Raw genomic sequence first — 24,157 nt, 5'->3', positions numbered from 1 at the left:
TGCGGGCGAAGTGCTGGCCCTCGATGGCGCTGTCGTCCGCCGCGCTGACGGTCACCGTCTGCGGCAGGAACCAGTTGCCGGCATCGAACTGCAGCGGCGCGCCGCCGAGGCTCAGCTGCTGATCGCCCAGCTGCAGCGCGCTGACCGTCACCGTGCCGACGGGTGCGCGCGTGAGCACCACCTGGTAGGTGCCGGCTGCGCCGCCTTCCACCGCCACCAGGCCGTCGGCCGGACCGGCCACCAGCACCGACGGGGTGTCGTCGTCCACCAGCTGCACCGCCACGCCGGCCACGTTGACGCCGTCATAGGCGCCGCCGTCGTTGCCCGCCGCGCCCTGGCGCACCTGGTGCTGGATGGTCAGCGTGCGCAGGCCCTCGGGCAGCGTGTCCTGTGCGGCGCTGACGGTCACGGTCTGCGGCCGGAACCAGTTGGTGCGGTCGAACACCAGGGTCACGCCCTGGGTGTTGGGGGTGGTCAGGCCGTTCACGCCATTGGGATCGGCCAGCTGCAGCGCCAGGCCCTGGCCGCCGGCGCGCGCCTCGGCCTCGCGCACGGCGGGCGGCACGGCGGTGACGTACACCGTGTCTTCCGGCGGCCGCGTCAGCACCACGGTGTAGGTGGCCAGCACCAGGCCGGTGTAGGCATGGGCGCTGTCCTCGAACACGCGCAGCAGCTGGGCCACCGGGCTGACCATCACGCCCGCGGTGTCGCCGTCGTAGACATTGACCGACACATCCGGCACCGGCGTCGTGCCGGCGTCCATGCCCACCAGGCCGCTCTGGCCGCGGCCGTCGTTGGCCACCACGGCCACGTTGGCACCGTCGGCGCTGCCACCCACGTCGAAGCTGTCGCTGCCCAGACCGCCCAGCAGCGTGAGCTGCACGTCGGCACTGGTGCTGGCGATGGTGAAGCGGTCGTTGCCCTCCAGCGCATCGACCACCACCTTCTCGACCCCGGCATAGCGCGCATACACGCCGGCGCCGTAGACGCCATGATCGGTGACCACGAAGTCGTCGCCGAACTCGGTGCCCAGCACGGTGATCTGGTCGAAACCGTCGCCGCCTTCCACGGTCACCGGCGCGTTCACCGTGTAGCGCACGGTGTCGGCGCCCAGGCCGCCGTTGATGCGCGTGAACGGCGCGTTGGGATCGTTGGGGTCCACGCGCACGAAGGCGCGCACCAGGAAGGTGTCGTCGTCCTCGTCGCCGCTGAGGGTCAGGTCGCGCAGGTTGTGATAGACGACGAAGCTGTCGTCACCGGTGCCACCGTACAGCGTGCTGGCCACACTGATGCCGTTGCTGAGGTAGCCCTGCGTGGTGGGCGTGGTGTCGATGAAGTCGCCCACCGCCAGGCCGGCGCTGGCATCGCGCGGCGACTGGAACAGCTGGCCGATCTGGAAGCTGTCGTTGCCGGCCTCGCCGTAGAGGGTGGTGACCAGGCTGTTGTCGTCGAGAACGAAGCTGTCGTCGCCGTCGCGCCCGTACACGGTGAGGCCCCCGCTCAGCGTGGCCGCGTAGTTCAGGCGTTCGGTGACGGTGCGGCCGTCGCTGCCGATGGCCATCACGGCGTTCTTGCGGAAGAACAGGGTGTCGGCGCGGTCGGTGCCGTAGACCTTCAGCGCGTCGACGCCGCTGGCCGGGTTGGGCGCCGCGTCGTCCACGTCGATCACCGAGCTGCCGCTGCCGGCCAGGGCCACGCGGTACTCGTCGCTGCCGTCCTGACCCTGCAGCGTGAGCAAGGCGCCGATGCCGTTGCGGTGGGTCTGCGTCAGGCCGTCGGCCTTGAAGCCGATGTTGAACTGGTCGTTGCCCAGGCCGCCCTGCAGCGTGGTGAGGCCGGCGAGCGTGTCGACGCTGAGCACGTCGTCGCCGGCGCCGGCGTCCACCCGGGTGACGCCGGCATGGGTGCTGCCGATGAACAGCCGGTCAGCCTGCGTGCCCAGCGTCAGGTTCAGCGTCTCGAACTGGCCGTAGGTGATGCCTGCGCCGGCCATGCCCAGGCCGCTGACCACGCTGGCCCCCAGCGCGCTGCTGTGCGCCTGCGTGGCCGCACCGTCGTCCAGCGTGAGGGTGTCGTTGCCCGTGCCGGCGGCGAGGGTCACGCGGCTGCGGATCTCGGCCAGCTGCCGGCCCTGCCCGACGCTGAAGGCATCGTTGCCCTGGCGGCTGGTGATGCTGACCGGTGTGGCCGCGTGGGTGGACAGCACCCGCACCGTGTTGTCGGCCTGACCCAGGCCGATGTTCAGCTGCTCGAGGCCCTGGTACTCGATGGCCACCGTGCTGAGGCCGGCCACCGTGGCCTGGGTGACCGTGAGGGTCTGCGCCACGCGGTCGCCCGCGGCGTCCAGGCTCAGGCTGTCGCCGCTGCCGGTGCCGCCGTCCACCTGCAGCAGCGCGGTGATGCCGGTGACGGTGCCCTGGTTGTCGGTGAACGGCACGGTGGCCGTGCCCACGCGCACCGCATCACTGCCGCTGCCGGTGGCCACGCGGGTGCGGCTGGCGATGGTTTCCACCGTCACGGTGTCGGCGCCACCGTCGGTGTTGACATCGACCGTGGTGCTGGCCAGCGTGCTGCGCACGGTGATGACGTCGGCCTGCGCACCGGTGTTCAGCGTGATCTGCTCCAGGGCCGCGTAGGCGATGGCGCCCTGGTTCAGCCCGGTCAACGTGGTGGCGGTCAGGCTCAGCGTGGCCGCGCCGTTGACGGTGTTGACGACCAGCGCGTCGGTGCCGGCATCGGCCACGGTGCGCTGCAGCTGGAAGGGCCGCGTGCCCACGGCCAGCTGCTGGCGGTAGACGGTCAGCGTGGCCGGCGTGTTGGTGGCCGTGGCATACAGCGCGGTGCCGGCCGCCGTGCCGTGGTCGGCCACGCGCGCCACCGGCGTGGTGTTGCGTGCCAGCACCTCCAGGCCATTGCTGTCGTAGTAGACCAGCGGTGCGCCATTGCTGCTGGTGGCGGCATACAGGCGGTTGACGGTGCGCGCGGTGGTGGCCTGGCCCAGCTCGTTCAGGTACAGCGGTACCAGCGCGGTACCGGCCGGGGCCTGGCGCGTCACCACCACCGAGGCATTGGCCAGGTTGGTGGTGGCGAAGCCGTTGGCGTCGCGGTAGAGCGTGCCGCCGCCGGACACGATGGCCTCGCGGTGGCCGCTGGCCTCCAGCGTGCGCACGCCCTCGTCGTCGAGGTAGACCGGGTCGTCGGCGAACACGATGGCCTGTCGCACGCCGCTGCCGGTCTGCGCCACGCCGCTGGCCGAGATGTACAGCGGGTTGCCCGCCCCGTCGGTGCGCTGGAAGCCCACGCGGCCGGTCTGGCGCGCCGGGTCGGAGGAGGCCACGGTGGTCGGGTTGCCGTTGGCATCGAGGTAGATGCTCACCGGCACCGGGCGGCTGCCAAAGCCCAGGTAGATCGAGCCGGGCTCATAGACGATGCTCACCAGGCCGTCGGGGTGCACGAACAGCCAGTTGTCACGCCCGAAGAACCAGGTCACCAGGTTCAGGTCGCTCAGGCTCATCACCGCCGGCCGCACGCCGGCGAAGGGGTCATCGGTCACCACCCACTCACCGGCCAGGTTGCGGTGCTTGTACAGCGGCGTGCCGGCGCGGTAGTCCTTGTGCGTGTCGAGGAAGCTCTGGTAGGCCACGGCCGTGCCGGCATCGCCCGCACGGAACACCTCGCCGGCGATGCGCTCGGTGTTGAGCTCCAGCTGCCCCACGCTGTTGACCCGCAGGTACAGCGGCACCGCCTGCGGGTGGTTGAAGTCCACCACCAGCGTGTAGCCGGCGCGGATGGCCGTGGTGCTGATGGTGCCGTCCGGGTAGCGGTAGTAGCCCCACAGCTGCACGCCGGTGAGCTGCGTGCCGGTGGTGGCCAGCGGCACGGCCACGGCACGGTGGCCGTTGCCGTCGATGTAGAGCGCCTGCGTCTGGCCGCTGGCCGGGGCCAGCACGCTCACCTGGGTGATCAGGCTGCCCTCGGCCCAGTTGCTGATCTGGCCGCTGCTGTTGCGGTACAGCGGCATCGGCAGGCCGTTACCCTGCACCACGGCCACGGCCTGGTGGCCGGTGTCGCGCGTGGTCAGGCGGCCTTGGCTGTCCAGGAACAGCGCCGAGCCGCCGGCCTGGTCGATGACGAACAGCGGCTTGCCGGTGTTGGTGGTGACGCGGTTGCCCAGCGCGTCCTCGTACAGCGCGCGGCCGCTGGCATCGGTCATCGCGCGGCCGCGCAGCTGGAAGCCGGTTTCCTGGTAGCCGGTGGCCGGCTCGCCGCGGCGCTGGATCACGTCCTCGGCCGGCAGGCCGCTGACCGGGTCGAGCGCCACGCTGTACACGTCCAGGTAGCGGTTGACGCGGGCGTTGGCGCCGATCTGGTCGCGCAGGGCCGCGGCAATGGTCTGCAGCGTGTCGCTGGACGTGGCCGTGTGGCTGTAGGTGCTGCCGTTGAAGCTGATGCGCCAGGCCGCGCCGGCCACCACCGTGCCGCTCAACTGGAACTGACGGAAATCCATCATCGGATCGCCGCTGACCGTGGCCGCGCTGTCGTAGCCGCGCAGCACCGAGGCGGTGAAGGCGCGGCCATCGCGCCGGGTGATGCTGATGCGGCCGCCACTGGCCGCCGCCACCGCGTACACGCTGGCATCGGCCCGCGTGGCCAGCGCGGCGGCCACGCTGTCCAGCGTGTCGGCATTGTTGGCGGTGTAGCCGATGTCCACGCCATCGAGCAGCAGCGCCCAGCGCTCGCCCTGCGCGCTGCCGCTCAGCGTCACCGTGGCCTGCTGCCAGTACACATCCACCGGAGTCGCCAGCGCCAGGATGTTGGTGCTGGTGCTCACGCCGCTCAGGCTGCCCAGCACCGTGACGAAGGCCGTGCGGCTGGCCGACAGGATCGGCGCGTTACTCTGCGGCGCCGGGTTGGCCTGCGTGCCGCCGGCACTGTTGATCACCACGCTGGGCGCCGCGGCGATGATGGGATCGTGGAAGGCAGCGTCGTAGGTGATGGCCTGCGACTGCTCGAAGAGCTCGTCGTTGCCCAGCACGGTGAGCTGGCTGGCGATCAGGCCGGCCGTGCCCTGGTCGGCATTCACCGTCACGGTGTCGGAGCCGGCACCGCCCATCACCGTGGTGGGGCCGGGCAGCGCGGTGATGGTGACGCGGTCGTCGCCGGCGCCCAGCGACACGCGCGTGGTGACGGTCTTGCCGGCGATCGGGCTGGCGCTGATCGTCACCTGGTCGTTGCCGGCGCCCAGCAGCAGATCGAAGGCCTCGATGTTCTGGAACAGCACGCCATCGTAGGCCGTGCCGTTGACCGTGCCGCTGCCCAGGCCCAGGCCACGCAGGTTCAGGTAGGTGGTGACCACGGTGCTGCCGGCCGAGTCGGTCTTGCTCTCGTCCACGTTGAGCAGCGTGCCGATCAGGTCGGTGCCGGCGCCCTGGTCATGCACCAGCACGCGGTCGAGGTTGGTCTGCGTGTCCTCGCCGCCGTCGATGATCAGCCGGCCACGCACGCCCTTCAGGTCATTGACCGCCGGCAGCTTCAGCGCGAACGCGGACGGGTCCACCGTCACCTTGGGCGGCGTGACCAGGCGCGGCTCGGGCCAGACCTCGGAGCCCACCTCGATGGACATGCGGGGCATGTCGAAGGAGTAGCCGATCCACGGATCCCAGCGCCACCAGTGGCCCCAGCCGAAGGACCAGCGCGAGGTGGCGGTGGCGTAGTTCAGGATGCCGTCCAGGCCGCTGCCATAGGTCGGGTCGCTGTACTTGATGTCGACGTAGCGGTAGGTCTGCTTCAGGCTGCGGAACCAGCTGTTGACCTCCAACGTGACCAGGGCGCGCACATAGGCATCCACCACGCCCTGGTTGCCGAACACGTGCACGAAGTTCCACAGCGAGCGGTCGCCCCACCAGCCGATGCTGAAGTACTGGCGCCAGGGATCGAAGCTGACGCTGCTGTAGACGATGGACGGCGGGTCCTGCACGCGGATGGCCGGTGGCTGGTAGCTGTAGGCCGGCGGATCGTTGAACAGCACCGGGTGGTCGCCGGCCAGGTGGATGGTGTCGTTGCCGGTGCCACCGCGCACCGTGACCATCAGCGACGCGGGCGAGGACAGCACGTAGATGCTGTCCTCGCCGGCGGCGCCGTTGACCTCGAGCTTCTCGATGCCGGTGAAGGCCACGATGCGGCCGGCCCCGGCCACGAAGCGGTCGGTGATGATGAAGTTGTCGCCCACCGCCGTGCCGTTGACCACCAGCGTGTCCACGCCGGTGCCGCCGTAGATCTGCACCGGCGCGTTCTGCAGGTACTGGTAACGGTTGCTGCCACCGCCACCGAACAGCCGCGCCAGGTTGGTGATCGAGCCGGGGTCGTCGGGGTTCTGGTTCAGCACCAGGAAGGTGTTGACGACGAAGGTGTCGTCGTCGGCCTCGCCGAACAGCGACAGCGCGGCGGCGTTGTGGTCGACCTGGAAGTAGTCGTCACCCGCGCCGCCGTAGAAGTACGCCGCTGCCGAGACGCCGTTGCTCAGGTGGTTGAGGTCGACCACCGGCACGCCGGCCGGGTTGTCGATGGTGCCGTTGCCGCGGTCGGGCACCTGCTCGACCATGCCGATGGTGACGCTGTCGTTGCCCGAGCCGGTCTCGACGATGGTCTGCACCGCCGTGTCGCGCGCGGTGACGGTGTCGTCGCCGGCGCCGGTGCGCACGGTCAGGCGCTCGGCGTTCTGGAAGCTCAGGGCCTCGCCGGCGCTGCCCGGGCCGCGCACCAGGGCCACCAGTTGCGCGGCGACGATGGCATCGGTGTCGCCGGCCACGGCGGTGTAGGCATAGGTGATGCCGCCCAGCACCACGGCATAGCTGCGGCCGGCCGTCACCTGGCCGGTGGCGGCATCGTCGGCGGTGATGCGGAAGCTGGCCGTGCTGCCGGCAACGCTCAGTCGGCTGGCGGTCACGTCCACGCGGTCGAGCACCAGCCGTGCATCGCCGGCCAGCGCGCCCGCACCGGTGATGGTGACCGTGGTGTAGATGTCGGCCGCCTGGCTGGGCCGCGGCAGGATGGACGAGGACGTGGCACTCAGCCGGTACGGGAAGCTGGGGTCGACCAGGCTGCCCGAGAACACCTGGCCCACGCTGTTGCTGGCGTCCAGCGTGAACTGGTCGCGCCCGGCCGTGCCCAGCACCACCACGTCGTCCCAGCCTGCCGTGCCACCACTGTCGGCGATGGTGTAGCGCGCCTGCGTGCCCTTCAGCGCCACCAGGTACAGCTCGGTGCCGGTGCCGGTGCCGTTGTCCAGCGTGACGGCGCCGCGCCAGTCGCTCACCGTGCGCTGCACGCCGGCCACGGTGATCAGGCCGTCGGTGTCGTTGACGGCCAGGATGTTGTCGCTGTCGCCACCCAGCAGCACGGCCTGCTCGAAGATCTCCTGCCCGTTGCGCGCATCGACCAGGCTTTCCACCTCGGCGCCGCTGGCGTAGCGGTCGCCCTGGTCGGTGATGCCGTAGAGGATGGGCTCGGGGCCGGCGTCCTCGGCGGTGAGTTCCGAGCGCGTGTCGGCGTTGATCAGCCCCGCCAGGGCCAGCAGCACCTGCGCCATGCTCAAGGCATCGCCGTTGCTGCCGGCGGTGTAGCTGTAGGTGGCGCTGAAGCGCTGGCCCGCGGCATCCAGGCTGGAGACGGTGACGGCCCACACCTGGCCGGCCTGCACGCGGGCGCCACTGAAGGCCAGGCCCAGCTGCTGGAACTGGCCATTGCTGCCCACCACCGGCTGCTGCACCACCGTGACGCCCGCACCGGCCGGCGCCGCCACGCTGACCACCGGCGCCTGCGCGTTCAGGCGCCCGTCACGCAGCGTCAGCGAGCCGTCCTGCGCCTGCGCCGCCAGGTTGGCGGCCTGTTCGGCGGCGTGGTCGGGGCGGAAGAACGTGCCGCCGCTGTTGCCGGTGACGGTGCCGTTGACGTACAGGTTGCCGAACAGCGACTGGTCGCGGTCGAACGTTTCGCGCAGCGTGTCGGTGCCGCCGGCGTCGAAGAACAGGTCGACGCCCGCGCCGCCGGTCAGCGTGTCGTTGCCCTGGCCGCCATCGATCACGTCGGCATAGTCGGAGCCGGTGAGGGTGTCGTCGCCCGCCTCGCCCTGCAGCTGCAGCGCCAGCAGGTCCTCGCGCAGCGCGCTGGCGTTGAGCGTGTCGTTGCCGGCGCCGGCCAGGATGGTCAGCCGGTCGGCCGTGCCGAACTGCGGCTCATTGCCGTTGAGCGCCAGGCTGCGCGTGCTGCGCGTGGTGTTGAGCAGCGTGAACTGCGGGCCGCCGGTCTGCTGCACGCTCACATCGCCGTTGCTGCTGGACAGCGTGAACGCATCACCATCGGCCGCATGGTCGCCGATCACCGTGGACTGGCCGCCGTACAGCGTGATGCGGTCGTCGGCCCCGTCGCTGCCCACGTTGGGCACCTCCACCGTGGTGGTGGACGGCACCTCGTAGCCCTTGGTCAGCGCCAGCGCGAAGGGGCCGGCCGCAGCGTCCACCACGCGCACCGTCACCACAGCGCCGCTGCCCGCGGCCTCGTAGCGCGCATCGGCATTGATGCGGCTGCGCAGCGCGGTGGCGATGCTGTCCAGGCTGGCGCCGGCGGCGGCCTGCACCTCGAAATCGGTATCGCCGATGCTGATGCGCCAGGTGGACGGCACATCGGCCGGCGCCGCGCCGGTCAGCGTGGCGGTGGCCGTGCCCTGCCAGAACTGCTGGAACACCTCCAGCGGGCTGCGCTGGATCTGCGCCTTGCCCGACTCGTCGCTGTCGGCAGCGGCGCTCTCGAACACCGTGGTGTCGGTGACGAAGAAGCTGCGCCCGCCGCCCGCGGCAGTGACGGTGAGGCTGGCGCCATCGGCCTCGGCATGGAAGCGCGCATCGGTGTTGATGCGCGCGGCCAGGGCCGTGGCCAGCTCGGCCAGCGTGGTGTTGCTGCGCGTGCCGGCGTCCACCGCGAACACCGTGCCGTCCAGCGCCACCTGCCAGCGGTTGCCGGCCACCACCTCGCCGCTCAGGGTCAGCAGCGTGGCCTGCTCGGTGCGGGCGCCGCGGTCCTCGTTGCCGCTGATGCTGCCGGCGGCGATGCGCAGGCTGCCATTGGCATCGGTGGCCGGCTTCATCACCGGCACCACGCTGACCACGCCGTTGGCATCGGTGACTTCCTGCGTCACCACCTGCTCGACCCGCGTGCTGCCGCTGGCCACGCCGGCGTCGATCTGCACGCTGGCCACCAGCGTGCCCTTCAGGTCGTTCACCGTCACGGCATCGGCGCCCGCGCCAGCGTCGACCTCGATGCGCTCGATGCCGGTGCCCAGCAGCGACAAGCCGTTGACCAGCACCTGCACGCCGTTGGCCGCGCGGGCCAGGCGCTCGCCGCTGGCCGCATCGGTGACGCTGGTGCTGGCGGCCACGGCCGAGACGGTCAGCGCATCGGCGCCGCCGCTGGCGGTGACGGCCAGCGTGTCGATGCCGGCGCTGGCGTCGGCATCGCCTTCGATGAAGCCGTCGGCGCCCTCGCCCACGGCCCACACGATGCGGTCGGCACCGGCGCCGCCGCTGACCAGGTCGATGCCGGCGCCACCCACCAGCACATCGTTGCCGGCGCCGCCGATCAGGCGGTCGTCACCGGCTTCGCCATACAGGCGGTCGATGCCGGTGCCGCCGTCGAGCCGGTCATTGCCGATGCCGCCGTAGGCCAGGTCATCACCGGCCTCACCCTGCACGGTGTCGTTGCCGTCGTTGCCATACAGCCGGTCGTCACCGTCGCCGCCGCGCAGCGTGTCGTTGCCCACACCGCCGTCCAGCGTGTCGTTGCCGCCGCCGCCCACCAGGGTGTCGTCGCCCTTCTGGCCCAGCAGCGTGTCGTTGCCGGCGCCACCGTCGAGCAGGTCAGCCAGGTCGCTGCCCACCAGGCTGTCGTTGCCGTCATCGCCGTACAGCTGCCGCACCCGGTTGCCGGCATCGGCGCTGACCAGGATGCGGTCGTTGCCGGCGCCGCCGTGCAGCACCACGTCCACCGCCGAGCCGATGCTGCCGTCGACGATGATCTCGTCGTCGTAGACCGTGCCGTCCGAGACGATGCGGCTGACATCCGACAGGCGGAAGTAGTTCTTGGCGCCGCGCGCACCCACCTGGATGTAGCGCTCGTTGGCGCCGCCCGCACCGGTGGGCAGCGCGATCTCGGTGACCAGGAAGCGCTCGCCGGTGATGTCGTCGCCCTTGGTCTGCGGCGTCATGTCCAGGTGCAGCACGCCGTTGCTCAGCGTGGCCAGCACCGGCACGTCGTCGGGGCAGCTGAAGCTGAAGTCGTACAGCACCGCGGTGAAGAAGGTCTTGCGCGCGCTGAAGATCGTGATCTTGCCGAAGAAGCCCAGGTCCACACCGACCCAGAAGTACGCATCCAGGCCGACCGAGATGTCGCCGTAGATGTTGAAGATGCACTCGGGGTCGTTGAGCAGCTCGTCGAGGTAGATCTTGCCGTCGTAGACCGGCGCGATCGCGTAGCCCTTCTTCGGATCGTTGTTGATGTAGATGCCGGTGCCGGCATTGGGGTCGTCGGCCAGGTCGAAGTTGACCTGCGCCTTGATGTAGCCCTCGACACCCACCTCGATCAGGCCACCGATGCCCACGCTGGCGCCGGCGGTGATCTTGGCCACCAGCGTGGCCTCGGGCGCGTCGTTGCGCGTGCCCTCGAGGCCATGGTCGTCGAGGAAGAAGCCGTGCGTGAAGATCAGCGGGATGTCGGCCGGCTTGTAGCCCCCGCTCTGGAACTCGAGGAAGCCGCGCGTGCTCAGGCCCACGGTGATGTGCGTGGTGGCGCGGATCTCGCCGCCCAGCTTGGCGTTCAGGCCCGGGAAGATCGGGAACACCTGCTGGTAGATGAACTGCAGGTCCAGCGACGGCAGGTCGTACTTGAAGAGCGTGACCTCCTTGCCCATCAGCAGGCCGAACAGCTCCTTCGGGCTGGTCAGCAGCGGGAACTGCCACGAGCCCGGCGTGGTGCCCACCTTGCCCACCACGGTCTTGGCCTGCGCCTGGCTGACCTGGCCGCTCACATTCAGCGTATCGGGCGTGCTGGAGGGCACGGCTTCCGGGTTGGCCTTGTTGCGTGCATCGCCGCCGACCACGAAGGTGCCGAAGCGGATCAGCAGCGGCTCGCCCGGATTGGCCGAGATGAAGTCGTCCACCGCCTTGATCAGGTTGATCACCTCGACGATGGCGCGCACCGCCTTCACCACCGAGGCGTACTTGGTCTGGCCCAGGATGGTGCCGGCGATGTCGAGCAACGAGGTCTGCTTGGAACCCAGCTGCTTGAGCAGCGGGATCTCGGCCGTGAGCATGGCCGCCAGCGGCTCCAGCGGCTCGGTGATGTTGTGCACCTGCTCGACGATCGGTGCCATGAAGCCGGTGATGAACTCGCCCAGGTTCAGCGCCACATCCTCGAACACGATCTGCGGCGTGCCGCCGAACGAGAACGAGCTGCCGCCGGTGCCCAGCGTGGCCTTCACGAAGCTCTGGTCGTAGCGCAGCGTGGTGGTGAGGCTGGGGAAGTCGAAGGTGTGGCCGCCACCCACGTCGATGGACGGCATGCTCAGCTTGGCCGCCAGGTCCACATCGGCCACGGCGGTGAGCTCGGCGGTGATGCCCAGCGTCTCGACCACCGGGTTGCCCAGGAAGGCGGGCTTGAACACCGTGTAGCGGCCGTTGCCGCCGCTGTCGGTCAGGTCGACCGTGAACTGGCCGTACAGGCCGCTGGGCCGGCCGTCGTCCACGTCCTTGAGCTGGCCATCCAGGAAGATGACATGGGCGTTGAGCTGCGCGCCCGCCGACACCGTGGCCGACAGGTCCAGCTGCAGTTCCTGCCCGCCGGCGGTGACGCCACCGGTGTCGAGGAAGAAACCGTCGGCCTTGGACACGCCGAAGCCCAGGCCCATCACGTAGTTGAAGCGCAGGTCGATGGTGTCGTTGGGCCCGGTGCTCAGCGCGAAGCCGGGAATGGCCGCGGCGAAGTCGATCGGGATCGACACCGCGTCCTTCAGCGGGTTGTATTCCAGCGTCTCGACGATGCCGTCCTGGTCGTCGGGGAAGATGTACTTCAGCAGGCTGTCGCCCAGCGTGACGTTGAAGCGCAGGCCGCTGCCATCCAGCACCAGTTGCACGTCGTCGGCCGTCTGCACCGAGCGCAGCTTGGGCGCGCCGGTGGCGCTGTCGTAGACCGGCTGGCCCTCGGCATCGAGCAGCGGCACGCGCAGCACGTCCAGGCCGGCCGCGCCCAGCGTGCGGTAAAGCTCGCCGCGGATCTGGTCGAGCACCAGTTCGGCCACGGTGACGTCGTTGGCCGGGTCGGCGTCGGCGTTCTTCGCCGCCGCACCCGCCAGGAAGGCGCCCAGGCTGCCGCTGGTGTAGCGCGCGGTGGACAGCACGTCGGTGCCCCCCTGGCCGCTGGCCACGCCCAGCAAGCTGTTGCGCAGGCTGTCGACGAAGTTGGCGCTGTCCTTGAGCTTGTCGCCGATCAGTGGCAACGCCAGCGAGGCGAACCGGCTCTGCAGCCCGGCCTTGATGCCGCTGAACATGCCATCCAGACCCTGCAGCAGCGTGGCGGGGTCGTTGAGCAGCGCGAACACGTCGATCGACGGCAGCAGCGACGGCACCACATGACTCAGCTTCGTGCTGATGCCGGTGCCCAGCGTGGCGTCGATCTGGCCGGCCAGGTGCAGCACGTTGTCGCCCAGGCCGTCGTGGTTCAGGTCGCGCGTGGTGCCGCCCACCGGCAAGGCCGTCGACGGGAAGTACAGCGGCAGGTCGGCCTGCGCCTGGCCGCGGAAGTACACATCCACCGCGCTGGCGCCCAGATCGGTGATGTCGTAGCGGCCGTCGCCCCCGGCGGCCTTGAGCGTGGCGCCGGCGGCCAGCGTGAGGCTGGCGCTGCCGTCCTGCACGAACAGGCCCACCTCGCCGATCAGCGGCACGTCGATCGCGGCCTTGAAGTCCAGCGGCGTGGTGTTGCGCAGGTCCAGCCGCAGGCGCAGGCCGGAGTCGTCGGTGACGAAGGCCAGCGGCTGGGTCACGTCGCGCAGGTCGAAGCCGGCGCCGAAGACCAGCGAGGCGCTGGCGTCCAGCGCCAGCGTGCCGCCGCTTTCCACGCGCAGGCCCAGCGTGTCGGACACCGCGGCCAGCGTCGGGTCGAGCTCGGCCAGGTTCAGGTCGATCGGCAGCTGGGCGCGGTAGTCCAGCCCCAGGTCCAGCCCCATCGTGAAGGTGGAGTCGGCGTAGCGCAGCGTGAACGGCTGGTCGCTGGCCAGGCCCAGCGGCTTGAACAGCGCCACCAGCTCGGCATTGACCTTGGCTTCCAGCTCGGTAAGGTCGCGCGCGGTGGCCACGGCCTGCTGGAAGACCTGGTGCAGCTGGGTGATGAAGTCGACCCCGCCGTTGCCGAACAGCTCGGCCGCGCTCTTGCCGATGAAGGGCAGCTTGGCATAGAGCTGGCCGTCGGCGTCCTGGCCGGCGCGCACCAGCTGGAAGCTCAGGCCGGCCGTGGTGCTGGCCAGCATCTTCGCGTCGTGGCTGTTGCCGGCCAGCTGCAGGAAGGTGACGTCCCAGCCGCTGACATCGCCGCTGACGGCCGGATCGGCCGCGTGCCAGGCCACCTCCACCGTGCGCAGCGGCGACAGCGCCTGCAGCGCATCGCGGATGCGCGTGGCGGTGGTGGCGGTGTCGGCGCCCACGGCGATGGTGCCGGTCTCCAGGCCGTCGTACAGCAGCGTGAAGCTGCCCTGGCTGTTGAACACGATGCGCTGGATCTCGGACTGCGGCGCATGGCCCACCAGGCTGTCCAGGCCCTGCTCGATGGCGTTCAGGATGGCGTCCAGCGACAGCCCCTTGAACGTGAACATGTCGCCCAGGTTGCCGCTCACCTTCAGCCCGGTGCCGATGCGCGCGAAGAACTGCGCGATGCTGGTGGGCGGCGTCTGGTTGGCGCTGATGGCCGACAGCACCACCGGCGTCGCGTTGTCACCCAGCAGCGCACCGGTGGGCTGCAGCGGCAGGATCACGTCGAAGCTGCTGTTGCCGGTGAGCTGCGGCAGGCCGGGCGCCAGGTCGGCCACGGTCTTGTGGCGGGCCGCGGCATCGGTCAGGTCGGCGGTGCTCAGGCGGCCGGCCGCAGTGAGCTGCAGGCCCAGGTTGGCGCCCAGCACGGCATCCTCGACGCCCAGACCCACCGGGCCGAGGGCCACGCCCAGGTCGAAGGTGGGGCGCATCTGGCCGCCCACCACGCTGCTGGCGATGTCCTCGGCCACGGTCACGGTGGTCAGGCCGGTCAGCGCGTCGTAACGGGCCGACTTGACCGTGTAGTAGGCGTCGTTGCCGTTGCTGCCCGAGACATACACCTTCTGCCCGGCCGCCAGCGCCACCGACCACTTGGCCGGGTCGGCGGCGTTCACGGTGGTCAGGTCGCCCTGCACCAGGAAGCGGTCGCCGCGCGCCTCCAGGCCGGTGATGGCATAGAGGCGGTCGGCCGCGCCGTCGCTGCCCTGCAGCAGCACCTGGCCGCGCGCGGCCGGCGTGGTGCTGCCCAGTGCCTCGGCCACCACCAGCCGCGTCTGCCCGCCGCTGAAGGACGCGCTGATCACGGTGTAGGTGGCATCGTTCACCGCGCCGGTGGAGCCGGTGATGGCGAAGGTCTCGCCGGCCGTGAAGTCGGCGCTGCGGTCGCCCAACGCCGCATCCAGCAGCACGGTGTGCCCGCCCTGGCTGACGCCCGCCACCGCGGCCGGCTTGTCGCCCACGTCCACCTGGGCCGACAGCGTGGGGTCGGTGACGTAGAAGGCGCCGGTCTGCGCGTCCAGGCCGAAGGTGAAACGCAGCTCGATGTTGCCCGACACCTTGAGCTGCGAGGCGTCACCGGTGACCTTCAGGCCCAGCGCGCTGGCCACCGATGAGGCGATGTCGCCCAGCGCGCTGCCGGGCAGCTTCAGTGTGGCCAGGTCCAGCGCGCTGACCGCGAAGCCCGGGATCTGGATGCGGCCGATGAATTCCTTGGGGTTGCTGGACGGCGACGCGAAGACATGCACGCCATCGATCAGGTCGGTGGTGGACACCTGGGCGCGGTTGGCGAACACGCGACCGATCTGCGCCTCGATCTGCGCGGCCACCTGCTGCGCGATGTCCTGCCCGATCGTGGGCGTGTAGCCCAGCACCTGGCCCACGGTCTTGCCGATGAACGGGATCTCGGGGCTCAGCAGGCTGTCGATCTTGTCGCCAAAGCCGCTGACCCAGCCCGAGAAGGCGGTGAGGCCGTCGCTCAGCGCGGTCTGGTCGGAGGCGGCGCCGGCCACCAACGCACCGTCGAACGCGCCGTCGACCGCGCCGTTCCCGCTCAGCGTGGCCGTCTCGCGCTGCAACTCGGGCGGGAAGCCCGAGCGCACGCCGGTCACCAGCGCGGCATCGGTGACGCCGTGGCGCAGCGTGCCGCTGCTGTCGTGCGCCACACCCAGCACGTGTCCCAGCTCGTGCATCACCACGCTGAGCAGGTCCACGCGGCCGGCGGCCGGGCTGTCGGCCGTGGCGGCGCGGCCCAGGCCCAGGCTCTGGGTGAAGGCGGCCTCGCTGGCCGCGCTGCTGTCGGCGTACCAGCCCAGGCCGGCAGCATCGCGGTCGATGGTGATCACGCCGGCGCCGGTGTAGCCCAGCATCGCGCCGTCCAGGTCGCCGATGGCGAAGCGCACGCTGGCCAGGTCGACGCCGGCCTGGGCCGGCAGGCCGGTCAGCGACCAGCGGCGCACGGCCTCGGCCACCGCGGCGGCCAGGTCGGCTTCGGTCAGCGGTGCGGCGGCGGCAGACGACGCGGTGGCCGGGCTGTCGGCCAGCACCGTCACCTTGGACAGATCCACCGGCAGGCCGGTGAAGGCGCCGAGCCACGCGCCGGCCTTGGCCAGGCGCTTCTGCAACTCGGAGATGGAATCCATCACGTCGAAGTCGCCGAAGGCGATGACGCGGTGAACGTTGCCGTCGCTGTCGGTGGTCTCGTACACCGTGCGGTCGGCCAGCGCCTTCACGCGGATGGCTGTGGTGACCTCGGAGAAGTCGAGCACGTCGCGCTGGCCATCGGGCGCGCCCTGGCCGACGACGATGTCACTGCCCCAGCCGTCAGTGAAGCGGAAGAAGTTGCGGCCGGTGTTGCCGATCAGGATGTCGTCGCCCGAGCCGCCGGTGGCGCCCTCGATGTGGCGCAGCACCGTGGTGGGCGCGGCCGAGACCTCGGCCGTGGCCGCACCGGGCGCGGTGAAGCGCACGCCGGCCAGTTGCGACACCAGCACGCCGGCGCTGCTGCTGGTCAGGCGCGGTGCGCCGGTTTCGCGGTGCCAGCTCAGCACCCAGGGCTTGTCGGCCGTGCCCTGGCCGGTCACATCGAGCAAGGTGGCGTCGAAGGGCGACAGCGCGGCCGCCAGCCGGGCGGGGTCGCGGCTGGCCGGGTCGCTGGCATCGAGCGTCAGGCTGACCACGCTGCCGTAGGCCAGCTGCAGGCGGGCGTCGGCCGACACCTGCAGCAGGTGCCGGGCCTGCACGCTCACCTGCTCGCTGCTGGGCTGCAGCAGGGCCACCGGGTTGACGGCGCCGACAAAGCGCACGCGCCAGGGTGTGGCCTGCGTGCCCTCGCCGGTGACGGTCACGCTTTGCAGCAGGCTCTTGGTCGCGGCATCCACCCCGCTGCCGTCGGCCGCGGCGCGCAGCGCCGCCTGCACCTCGGCGGCCGTGCTGCGGGGGCTCAGCGCCGCGGTGGTGGCGGTGCCCAGGGTCAGCATGAAGCTGTCCGCGGCGGCATCCACCGCCACGCGTTGCTCGGCGTTGATCGCCAGCGAGGCCGTGCCGGTGCTGCCCGCCACCTGGGCCTGCAGCGGCAGCAGTGCATCCGCGCCCAGGTTCAGCAGCCAGGCGGTGCCGGTGCTGCCGTCGGCCACCACCGTGGCCTGCGGGTAGAGGCTGCGCAACGCCGCCAGCAGCGCGCTGGTGCTGGGACTGGGCGTCAGCGTGAGCGTCTCGCCCAGCGACCATGCCAGCTGCACCGTGCCGCTGGCCGCGGCCACCACCGACTGGGTGGGTGAGGCAAAGCCCTGCGGCAATCCGGTGGTGCTGACGGCCGACCCCACGGCCTGCACCAGCACCGATTCATCGTCGGACTGCAGCGGCGGCATGCCGGTGCCGTCGAAGCTCACCAGCCAGGGATCGGCCAGCGTGCCCGCACCGGTGACGCTGGCCGTGCCGTGAAGCTCGCTGTCGATGATGAGCTGGTTGATCGCGGCGGCCACCTGATCGGCCGTGCTGGCGCTGCTGAGCGTGACGCGCGTGCTCACCAGCACCGGCTTCGTGCCCAGGCCGTTGGCCACCTTCTCGACGCCCAGGCTCAGCTTCACCGCCGCGTCGGGCAGCACCAGGCGCTGCACCGGGGTGCCCATCCACGCGCGGCCCTCGCTGCCGGCGGCGGCCAGGTTCAGGTAGACCGAGCCGGACGAGGTCTCGAAGCTGGCGATGTCGCCCTGGCGCACCGGCTGGCGCTCGCCGCCATACGACACCGGCGTGATCGGCGTTTCGCCCCGCGTGATGGCATCCGACCCGCCATCGATCACATCGGCGCCACCGCCCGAGATCAGCAGGTTGTTGCCGGTGTTGCCGGTGAGCGTGTCGTTGCGCGCGGTGCCGGTGACGCCCTGGCCGTTGGCCACCGCCACCTGCGACGTGACCAGGCTGGACGCGCCGCCACCCACCGACTGCGCGAACGAATCGATGCCCATCAGGCGCGAACCCTGCACCGCCTCGGCGCTGCCGAAGGTGTAGGCCACGGTGGGGATGTTGACCAGGCCCGGCACCAGCACGTCGCCCGAGTGCGGCATGGTCCAGTCGATGCCGTCGCCCAGGTTCACCGTGACGCCCCGCTCGCCGGTGCCGCCGGGGTCGTACTGGCTGTAATCGAGCACCACGGTGCCGCCGGCCGCAGTGGTGAGGGTGCCGGCCAGCGAGGGCTTCTTGCCGGTGGGCGTGCTGACGAAGCGGAAGGTGTTGACGCCGCCGCCACCGACGATGTTCTCGATGTCGTTGGCCAGCACCATGTTGATGCCGTACTCGTAGGTCACGCCGCCGATGGTCAGCGTCTTGCCCTGGGTGACGGACTTGTCCTCGGCGCTGGCCACCGAGTTGACGAAGCCGTCGTTGACCAGCACCAGGTTCGTGCCCACGGTGAACACCGCGCCCGAGCCATTGCTGTTGGCGCCCAGCAGGCGGTTCAGGCTGTCGATGTTGTCGGTGGTGACCTCGAGGATGGTGAAGGTCAGGTCACTGGAGACGCCGGAGAAATCCAGCGTGTCGAAGGCCTCCGGCAGCACCGCGCCGCCGATCTTGAGGTCGGGGTACTCGGCCACCGCGGCCCAGCCCCACACGCCCTCGAACTTGTAGGTGTCGGCGCCCGACTTGCCGGCCAGCAGGTGGAAGCCCGGCGCCAGCGTGCCGGGCTGCAGCAGCCGGCCGGCCCAGGTCGACAGCGTGCTGTCGGGGTCCACCGCCAGCGCCGCCAGTTCGCTGACCAGGTTGCCACCCACGCTGAAGGTGTTGGCGCCGCCGAAGAACACGCGCATCAGCGTGGCCTTCTGGCTGTCGTTGAGCGCGCCGCCCGTGAACAGCGTCTTCAGGCTGGCCACGGCCTCCTTGACGGTGTCGACCGCGTTGGCGCCGCCCAGGCCGGTGCCCACATAGACATTGGCACCCGGGCCGTAGACGATGTTCTGGATGCCCTCGATGCCGCCGGAAAAACGGGGCTGGGCGTTGGTGTTCTTGCCCAGGTTGGCCGCGTTGAACAGGCTCTTGAGCCCGGTCTTCACATCCTGGTTGGTGACCAGCACCGCCGAGTAGTCCAGCGTGTTCTGCACCGTCACCGGCGGCACGCCGGGCGAGCCGATGCCCAGCAGGTTGCCCATCACCAGGTCGTACACCGCGCCGCTGATCGGGCGGAAGCCCTGGCCGCCGATCACCTTGCCCTGGAAATCGGAGCCCGGCGTGGCGGTGAAGGTGTTGCTCTCGCGGCCGCCATAGACCACGGTGTGGGCGTCCACGTTGGTGAACTTGATCGTGCCGTAGCTGGCATCGCCGAACAGACCGCCCAGCCAGCCCGGCGCCGAGCCGAACTGGCCCAGCAGCGTGGACAGGTCGGCGCTGGCCACCTGGGTGACGGTGAGCTCGGTGCGGCCGGTCTCGGCATCGGTACTGAACTCGAAGTTCAGCGCCTTGGTGACGGCGCGGAAGTCCAGTATGAGCGTGGACGGCGCCAGGTAGCGCAGCGCCTCGCCGGGCGCCTGCGAGGCCTGCAGGCTCAGGGCCGTGGCGGCGCCGCCGCTCTGGGGCGTGGCCGTCAGCGCGAAGGCCTGGCTGCCCAGCGCGGCGAAGTAGCTGCTCCAGTCGCCCTGCAGCTTCAGCACCCGGCCGTCGGTGCCCACGACATCGAACTGCCGCGCCAGCGTGCCGGCCTGGGCGGCGACGAAGTCCTGCGCGATGGCCTGGCGGACCTGGATGCGCGTGTTGCCACCGTCCAGCGTGGCCGCCTGGACGGTGTAGCGCACCGTGGCCGAGGTGTTGTTGCCGTCGGTCGAGCCGCTCACCGCCAGCACCGCACCGGCGCCGAAGGTGGCCGTCTGGTCGCCCGCGACGATGAACACATCGCCGCCCAGGTCGACGCTGCGCACGTCGCCGAGGATGCGGTGGGCGGTGGTGGCCGCGGACAGCGTGGCGCGCAGGGCGTCGTCGAGCGGCTCGGCCACCTGGAAGCGGATCGTGTCGTTCTGGGCCGTGGCGTCCTGGTCGCCCACGGTCAGGCGCAGGCTGCCGATGCGGATGAGGCTGCCGGCCTTGAACTGGTCGACCCGCTGCGCCGTGCTGCCGGTCAGCGTGACCTGCTGGCCGCTCACCGTGATCGTCAGGCCGCTCAGCGCAGGGCCGGCCCATTCGCCGCTGCTTCCGGCGTTGGTGTCCACGGCCAGGGCCTCCTTCACCGTCACCCGGGTCAGGCCGGGCGTGCTGCCCTGCGCGGGCACGAACACCACGCTCTCGACCGTGTAGCTGCCGTTGTTGCTGACGTTGTTGACGGTGGGCGCATGGCTCAGCCGCAACTGGCTGCCCTGGGTCAGGCTGCCACTGAAGTCGCCATCGAACACCAGCACGTCATGGCCACGGTCGATGCCCACGATGGCCAGCCCGGCAGTCTGTCCCGTGAAGGTGGTGGTGTCCGTGGATGCCAGCGTCTTGTCGACGGTGACCCAGGTCGCGTCGTGGGTGGCGGGGTTGGTGGCGTCCCAGGTGTCGATGACCAGCTCGCGCTGGGTGCGCAGCGAGGTGATCAGGTCGGTGGGCCCCAGGTTCAGGCCCCAGTCGTTGCCGAACAGGAACTCGTTGTCGCCCTGGCCGATGACGATCCGGTCGATGTTCTTCAGCTGGCCGGCGGCCACCGTCACGCGGTCCTGCACCGTGGCGGCGTCCAGGCCGGCGGCGCCCACCAGGCCGGTGGAGGCGCCGAAGGCCCCGGCGGTCTGGTACTTCTGGCTGTCGTCCACCGCCTGGGCCACGCCGCTCTGCAGCGCGCCACCGCTGAGCACATGCGTGAACTGCTGGCCGGCGCCCAGCACCACGGCCGAGAAGTCGAGCGTGTCGGTGCCCGATTCGGAGGCCTTGGCACCGTCGGGGATGTCTTCCACCGTGTCCCGGCCGAAGCCGGTCTCGAAGACATAGGTGTCGTTGCCGGTGCCGCCCTTCAAGGTGTCGTTGCCGGCGCCGCCGCTCAACGTGTCGTTGCCGGCGCCACCGGTCAGCGTGTCGTTCTTCGCGCTGCCCGCGAGGCTGTCATTGCCGGCCCCGCCGTCCAGGGTGTCGCCGGCGGTGGCCGGATCGGTGCCGGCATGGCCGATCAGCGTGTCGTCGCCCGCACCGCCGGTCATGCCATCGGCGCCGGCATTGCCGCGCAGGATGTCGCTGCCGGCCCCACCCTCCAGCGTGTGCGCACCGGTGTCCAGCGTGGTGACCTCGTCGCTGCCATCGGCGCCGTCGATGCGCAGGTTGCCGAACACGGTGAAGGTGTCCGCGCCCCCGCTGCCCACCAGGCGCCCGATGTGGCTGAAGCCGCCGCGCTGCCCGCCGTTCAGCACGCTGAGCGTGTAGGCGCGTGTCGCCGGTGTCCCGTCGTCCACCACGCCCAGGGTGATGCCCGCCCGGACATCGGAAAAATCCAGCACGCAGTGGTCCTGCGGTGCGGTGTCGGGGTTCTGGATCGTGCCCTTCAGGCCCGCACCGTTGGCGAAGCGGTAGGTACCGCCGCCCTTGCTGCCGAAGATGGACGTGACACCCCGGGCGGTGAGCAGCACGGTGCCGGTGCTCTGCCCCTGCTCGTCGGCCACGGAGACCGTGACCACGGCATCGTCGGCGCTGCCAGTGATCGAGAAATACAGCCGCGCCGTCAGCGCCCTGAAGTCCAGCGTCACCGTGGCGGTGCGTTCGGCGACCGCCACGCTGGCGTCGTAGCTGTGCGCGATCTCGAAGCCCTTGCGTTCGGCCGCGCTGTCGAGCCCGCGCGCGAAGTCGGTGCTGAACCTGTATTGGTAGGCCAGCGCCTTGCCGCTGCTGACCTCGATGCGATCCACCTGCTTCACGCCGCTGAGCGTGGAACCCACGGCGCCCTCGCGCGTGACCGTGATGCCGGTGGTGTCCAGCGGGCCCACGTCCACCGTCAGGCCCTGCGCCACGCCGGCAAAGGCCAGTGTGTCCACGCCCTGGGCGGCGGCCTCGGTCAGCGTGTCGCGGCCCCAGGCCTCGTTGCCGAACACATAGCGGTCATTGCCCACGCCGCCGGACAACCGGTCGTCGCCCGCGCCGCCGTCCAGCGTGTCGGCACCGTCGCCACCTTGCAACTCGTTGTTGGCGCCCCCGCCGCTGAGCGTGTCCGCACCGCCGCCGCCCTGCATGGCCGTGGTGGCATTGCCCTCGATGGTGTCGGCGTTGGCGCTGCCGACGACGAACTGGACGTTCACGAAGCCGCCCACCCGCCCCCCGTTCAGGTTGGCGCCGCGGTTGGTGCTGGCGCTGCCGCCGTCGAACACCAGGCTGGCATTGCCGGCATAGGCCGTGCCCCCGGCGTCGTAGGTGGTGCCGTCGACGGTGAAGCGCGCGCTGTAGCTGAGGATGCTGCGGCCGCTGCTGCCGCCGTCCAGCGTGCCCTGCAGCCTGGCGCCGGCGGACATCACGAACACCGTGCGGCCGCTGCCGCCCACCACGCTGTCGATGCGGGTGGCGGTGAGGAACGCCGTCGGGCTGCCGTTGGCCAGCGTGGCCACCTCCACCGTGCCATCGCCGGTGATGCGCACCATCAGGTCGACCGCGAGGTCGCCCAGGTCCAGCGTGTTGCTGCCCTGGCCGGCATTGATCACCTCGATGCCGGTGAAATCGACCGACTTGCCGTCGGCCGTGAGGCGGCCATGGCCGGTGAGGCTGGTGATCGCGATCACGCTGCCGGCCCGTGTGCCGGCGTTCAGCGTGTCGCGGCCCTCGCCGCCGATCACGGTCATGCCGCCCGTCTGGGCCAGGCTGGCCAGGCTGAAGGTGAAGGTGTCGGCCCCGGCCTTGCCATCGAGGGTGACGCTGTCGGCGGCGCGGTAGTCCTTGCGCGTGGTTCCCAGCACCACGGTGGACGGCGTGGCGGCGCTGCCGGACGGGTTGATCCTGAAGCTGTCGTCGCCCGGCGTGCCGTCCAGCGGCACATTGGCCAGCAGGCCGGCGAAGTCCGGCGCGGTCAGCACGGCGGTGTCGATGACGCCCCGCTGCGCCTCCAGCGCCCAGTCGCCACCCAGCAGCGCGCTGCCGGTGGCATCGGTGGACGCGGCCACATCGGCGCCCACCAGTTCGCCCAGGCGCTGCACGAAGGCCAGGCCGGCCTCGCCCTCGGCCACGTCGCAGCCGTACAGCAGCAGGTCGGCGCCGGGCGCCAGTGCGCGGCGCCAGGCGCGCAGTTCGGCGCTGGTGGCGCTGTCCTCGTCCAGGTCGTCCAGGCTCAACGTGCGGTTGCCCAGACGCAGGCTGCCGCGGCTGCCGTGGCTGAGCACCTGCACCGCCGCCACGCCCTGGAAGGCCTGCAGCAGCTGGCCGATCTGCGCCACGCCGTCCCAGTCGGGATCGAGCACGACGACCAGCGCGCGATCGAGCTCGCCCGCACCGGTGCCGGCAGTCGACACAGCCGCCAGTGCGGCATCGGCCGCAGCTGGCAGCGCACGGGGCGCGGCGTCGTCTGACAGCGCCGCGGTGGACGTGCCGAACAGCGCGCCCAGCAGCGCAGGCACGTCGCCCAGCGCCGGGTCGATGACGATGATTTGCGAGGGCGCCGCCTGCGCGCCGCCCATCGCGGCCAGCGCCGCCAGCGAGTACTGCGCGCCCTGGGTGCTGAACACGCCCTGCAGCACCTGGCCGGCCACCACCGGCGCGTGTTCTTCGACCAGGCGCACACCGGCGCTGCCGCTCAGCAGGGCCATCGGCGCGTCCAGTTGCAGCTGGCCGTGGCCGTCGTCCAGCGTCAGGCTGCCGTCGGCATGCGTGGTGCAGACCAGTTCGCTCGCCAGGGCCGAACAGTCCAGCGTGTCCTGCCCGCCACCGCCCTGCAGCAGCAGGCCGTCGGACGGCAGCGCCGTGCCGGTGAACACGAAACGGTCGTCGCCGGCGCTGCCCACCAGCTGCCGTACCTGCTCGGCCACCAGGCTGTTGCCGGCGCCATCGCTGACCTGCACCCGGCCATCGGCACCGAACTGCACCTGCAGACCGTGCCCCACGGCGTGGAAGTCGAGCACCAGGCCGGACGCCCCGGCCGGCGGCCGCAGGTCCAGCGTGCCCCAGCCATCGGCCAGCGTCACGCGGTGCACGGCGGCGGCCTCGGGCGGCGTGACCGCCAGGGCCACCACGGCCGGCTGGAACGCGGCGGCGAAGGCCCGGCCCATCTGCAGCGCCGGGCTGGTCTGGGTGATGTCCAGCGGCGCCACCAGCGCCGCGGCCTGCTGCGGATCGGGCGGGATGACCGGCAACTCGGCCGACAGCAGCACGCGCGGCTCGAGCGGCTCGGCCAC

General features: G+C 71.0%; 1 protein-coding gene (only partly in view). It reads right to left on the bottom strand.

The window, feature by feature from the left end; translation table 11 throughout:
• Window positions 1–24,157: the 5' portion of a DUF4347 domain-containing protein gene (locus AACH10_RS22255; RefSeq protein ID WP_341412725.1), read on the bottom strand. Its footprint begins 18,146 nt before the window's first position; only the first 24,157 of its 42,303 coding nucleotides appear in the window; its start codon is at window positions 24,155–24,157; its stop codon lies beyond the left edge, outside the window.

This window comes from Pseudaquabacterium inlustre, from assembly GCF_038066595.1.
In the GTDB taxonomy this organism is placed as follows: Bacteria; Pseudomonadota; Gammaproteobacteria; order Burkholderiales; family Burkholderiaceae_C; genus Pseudaquabacterium; species Pseudaquabacterium inlustre.
Note: the sequence above shows the minus strand (reverse complement) of the source record. Positions and strands in the feature narration are given on the sequence as shown.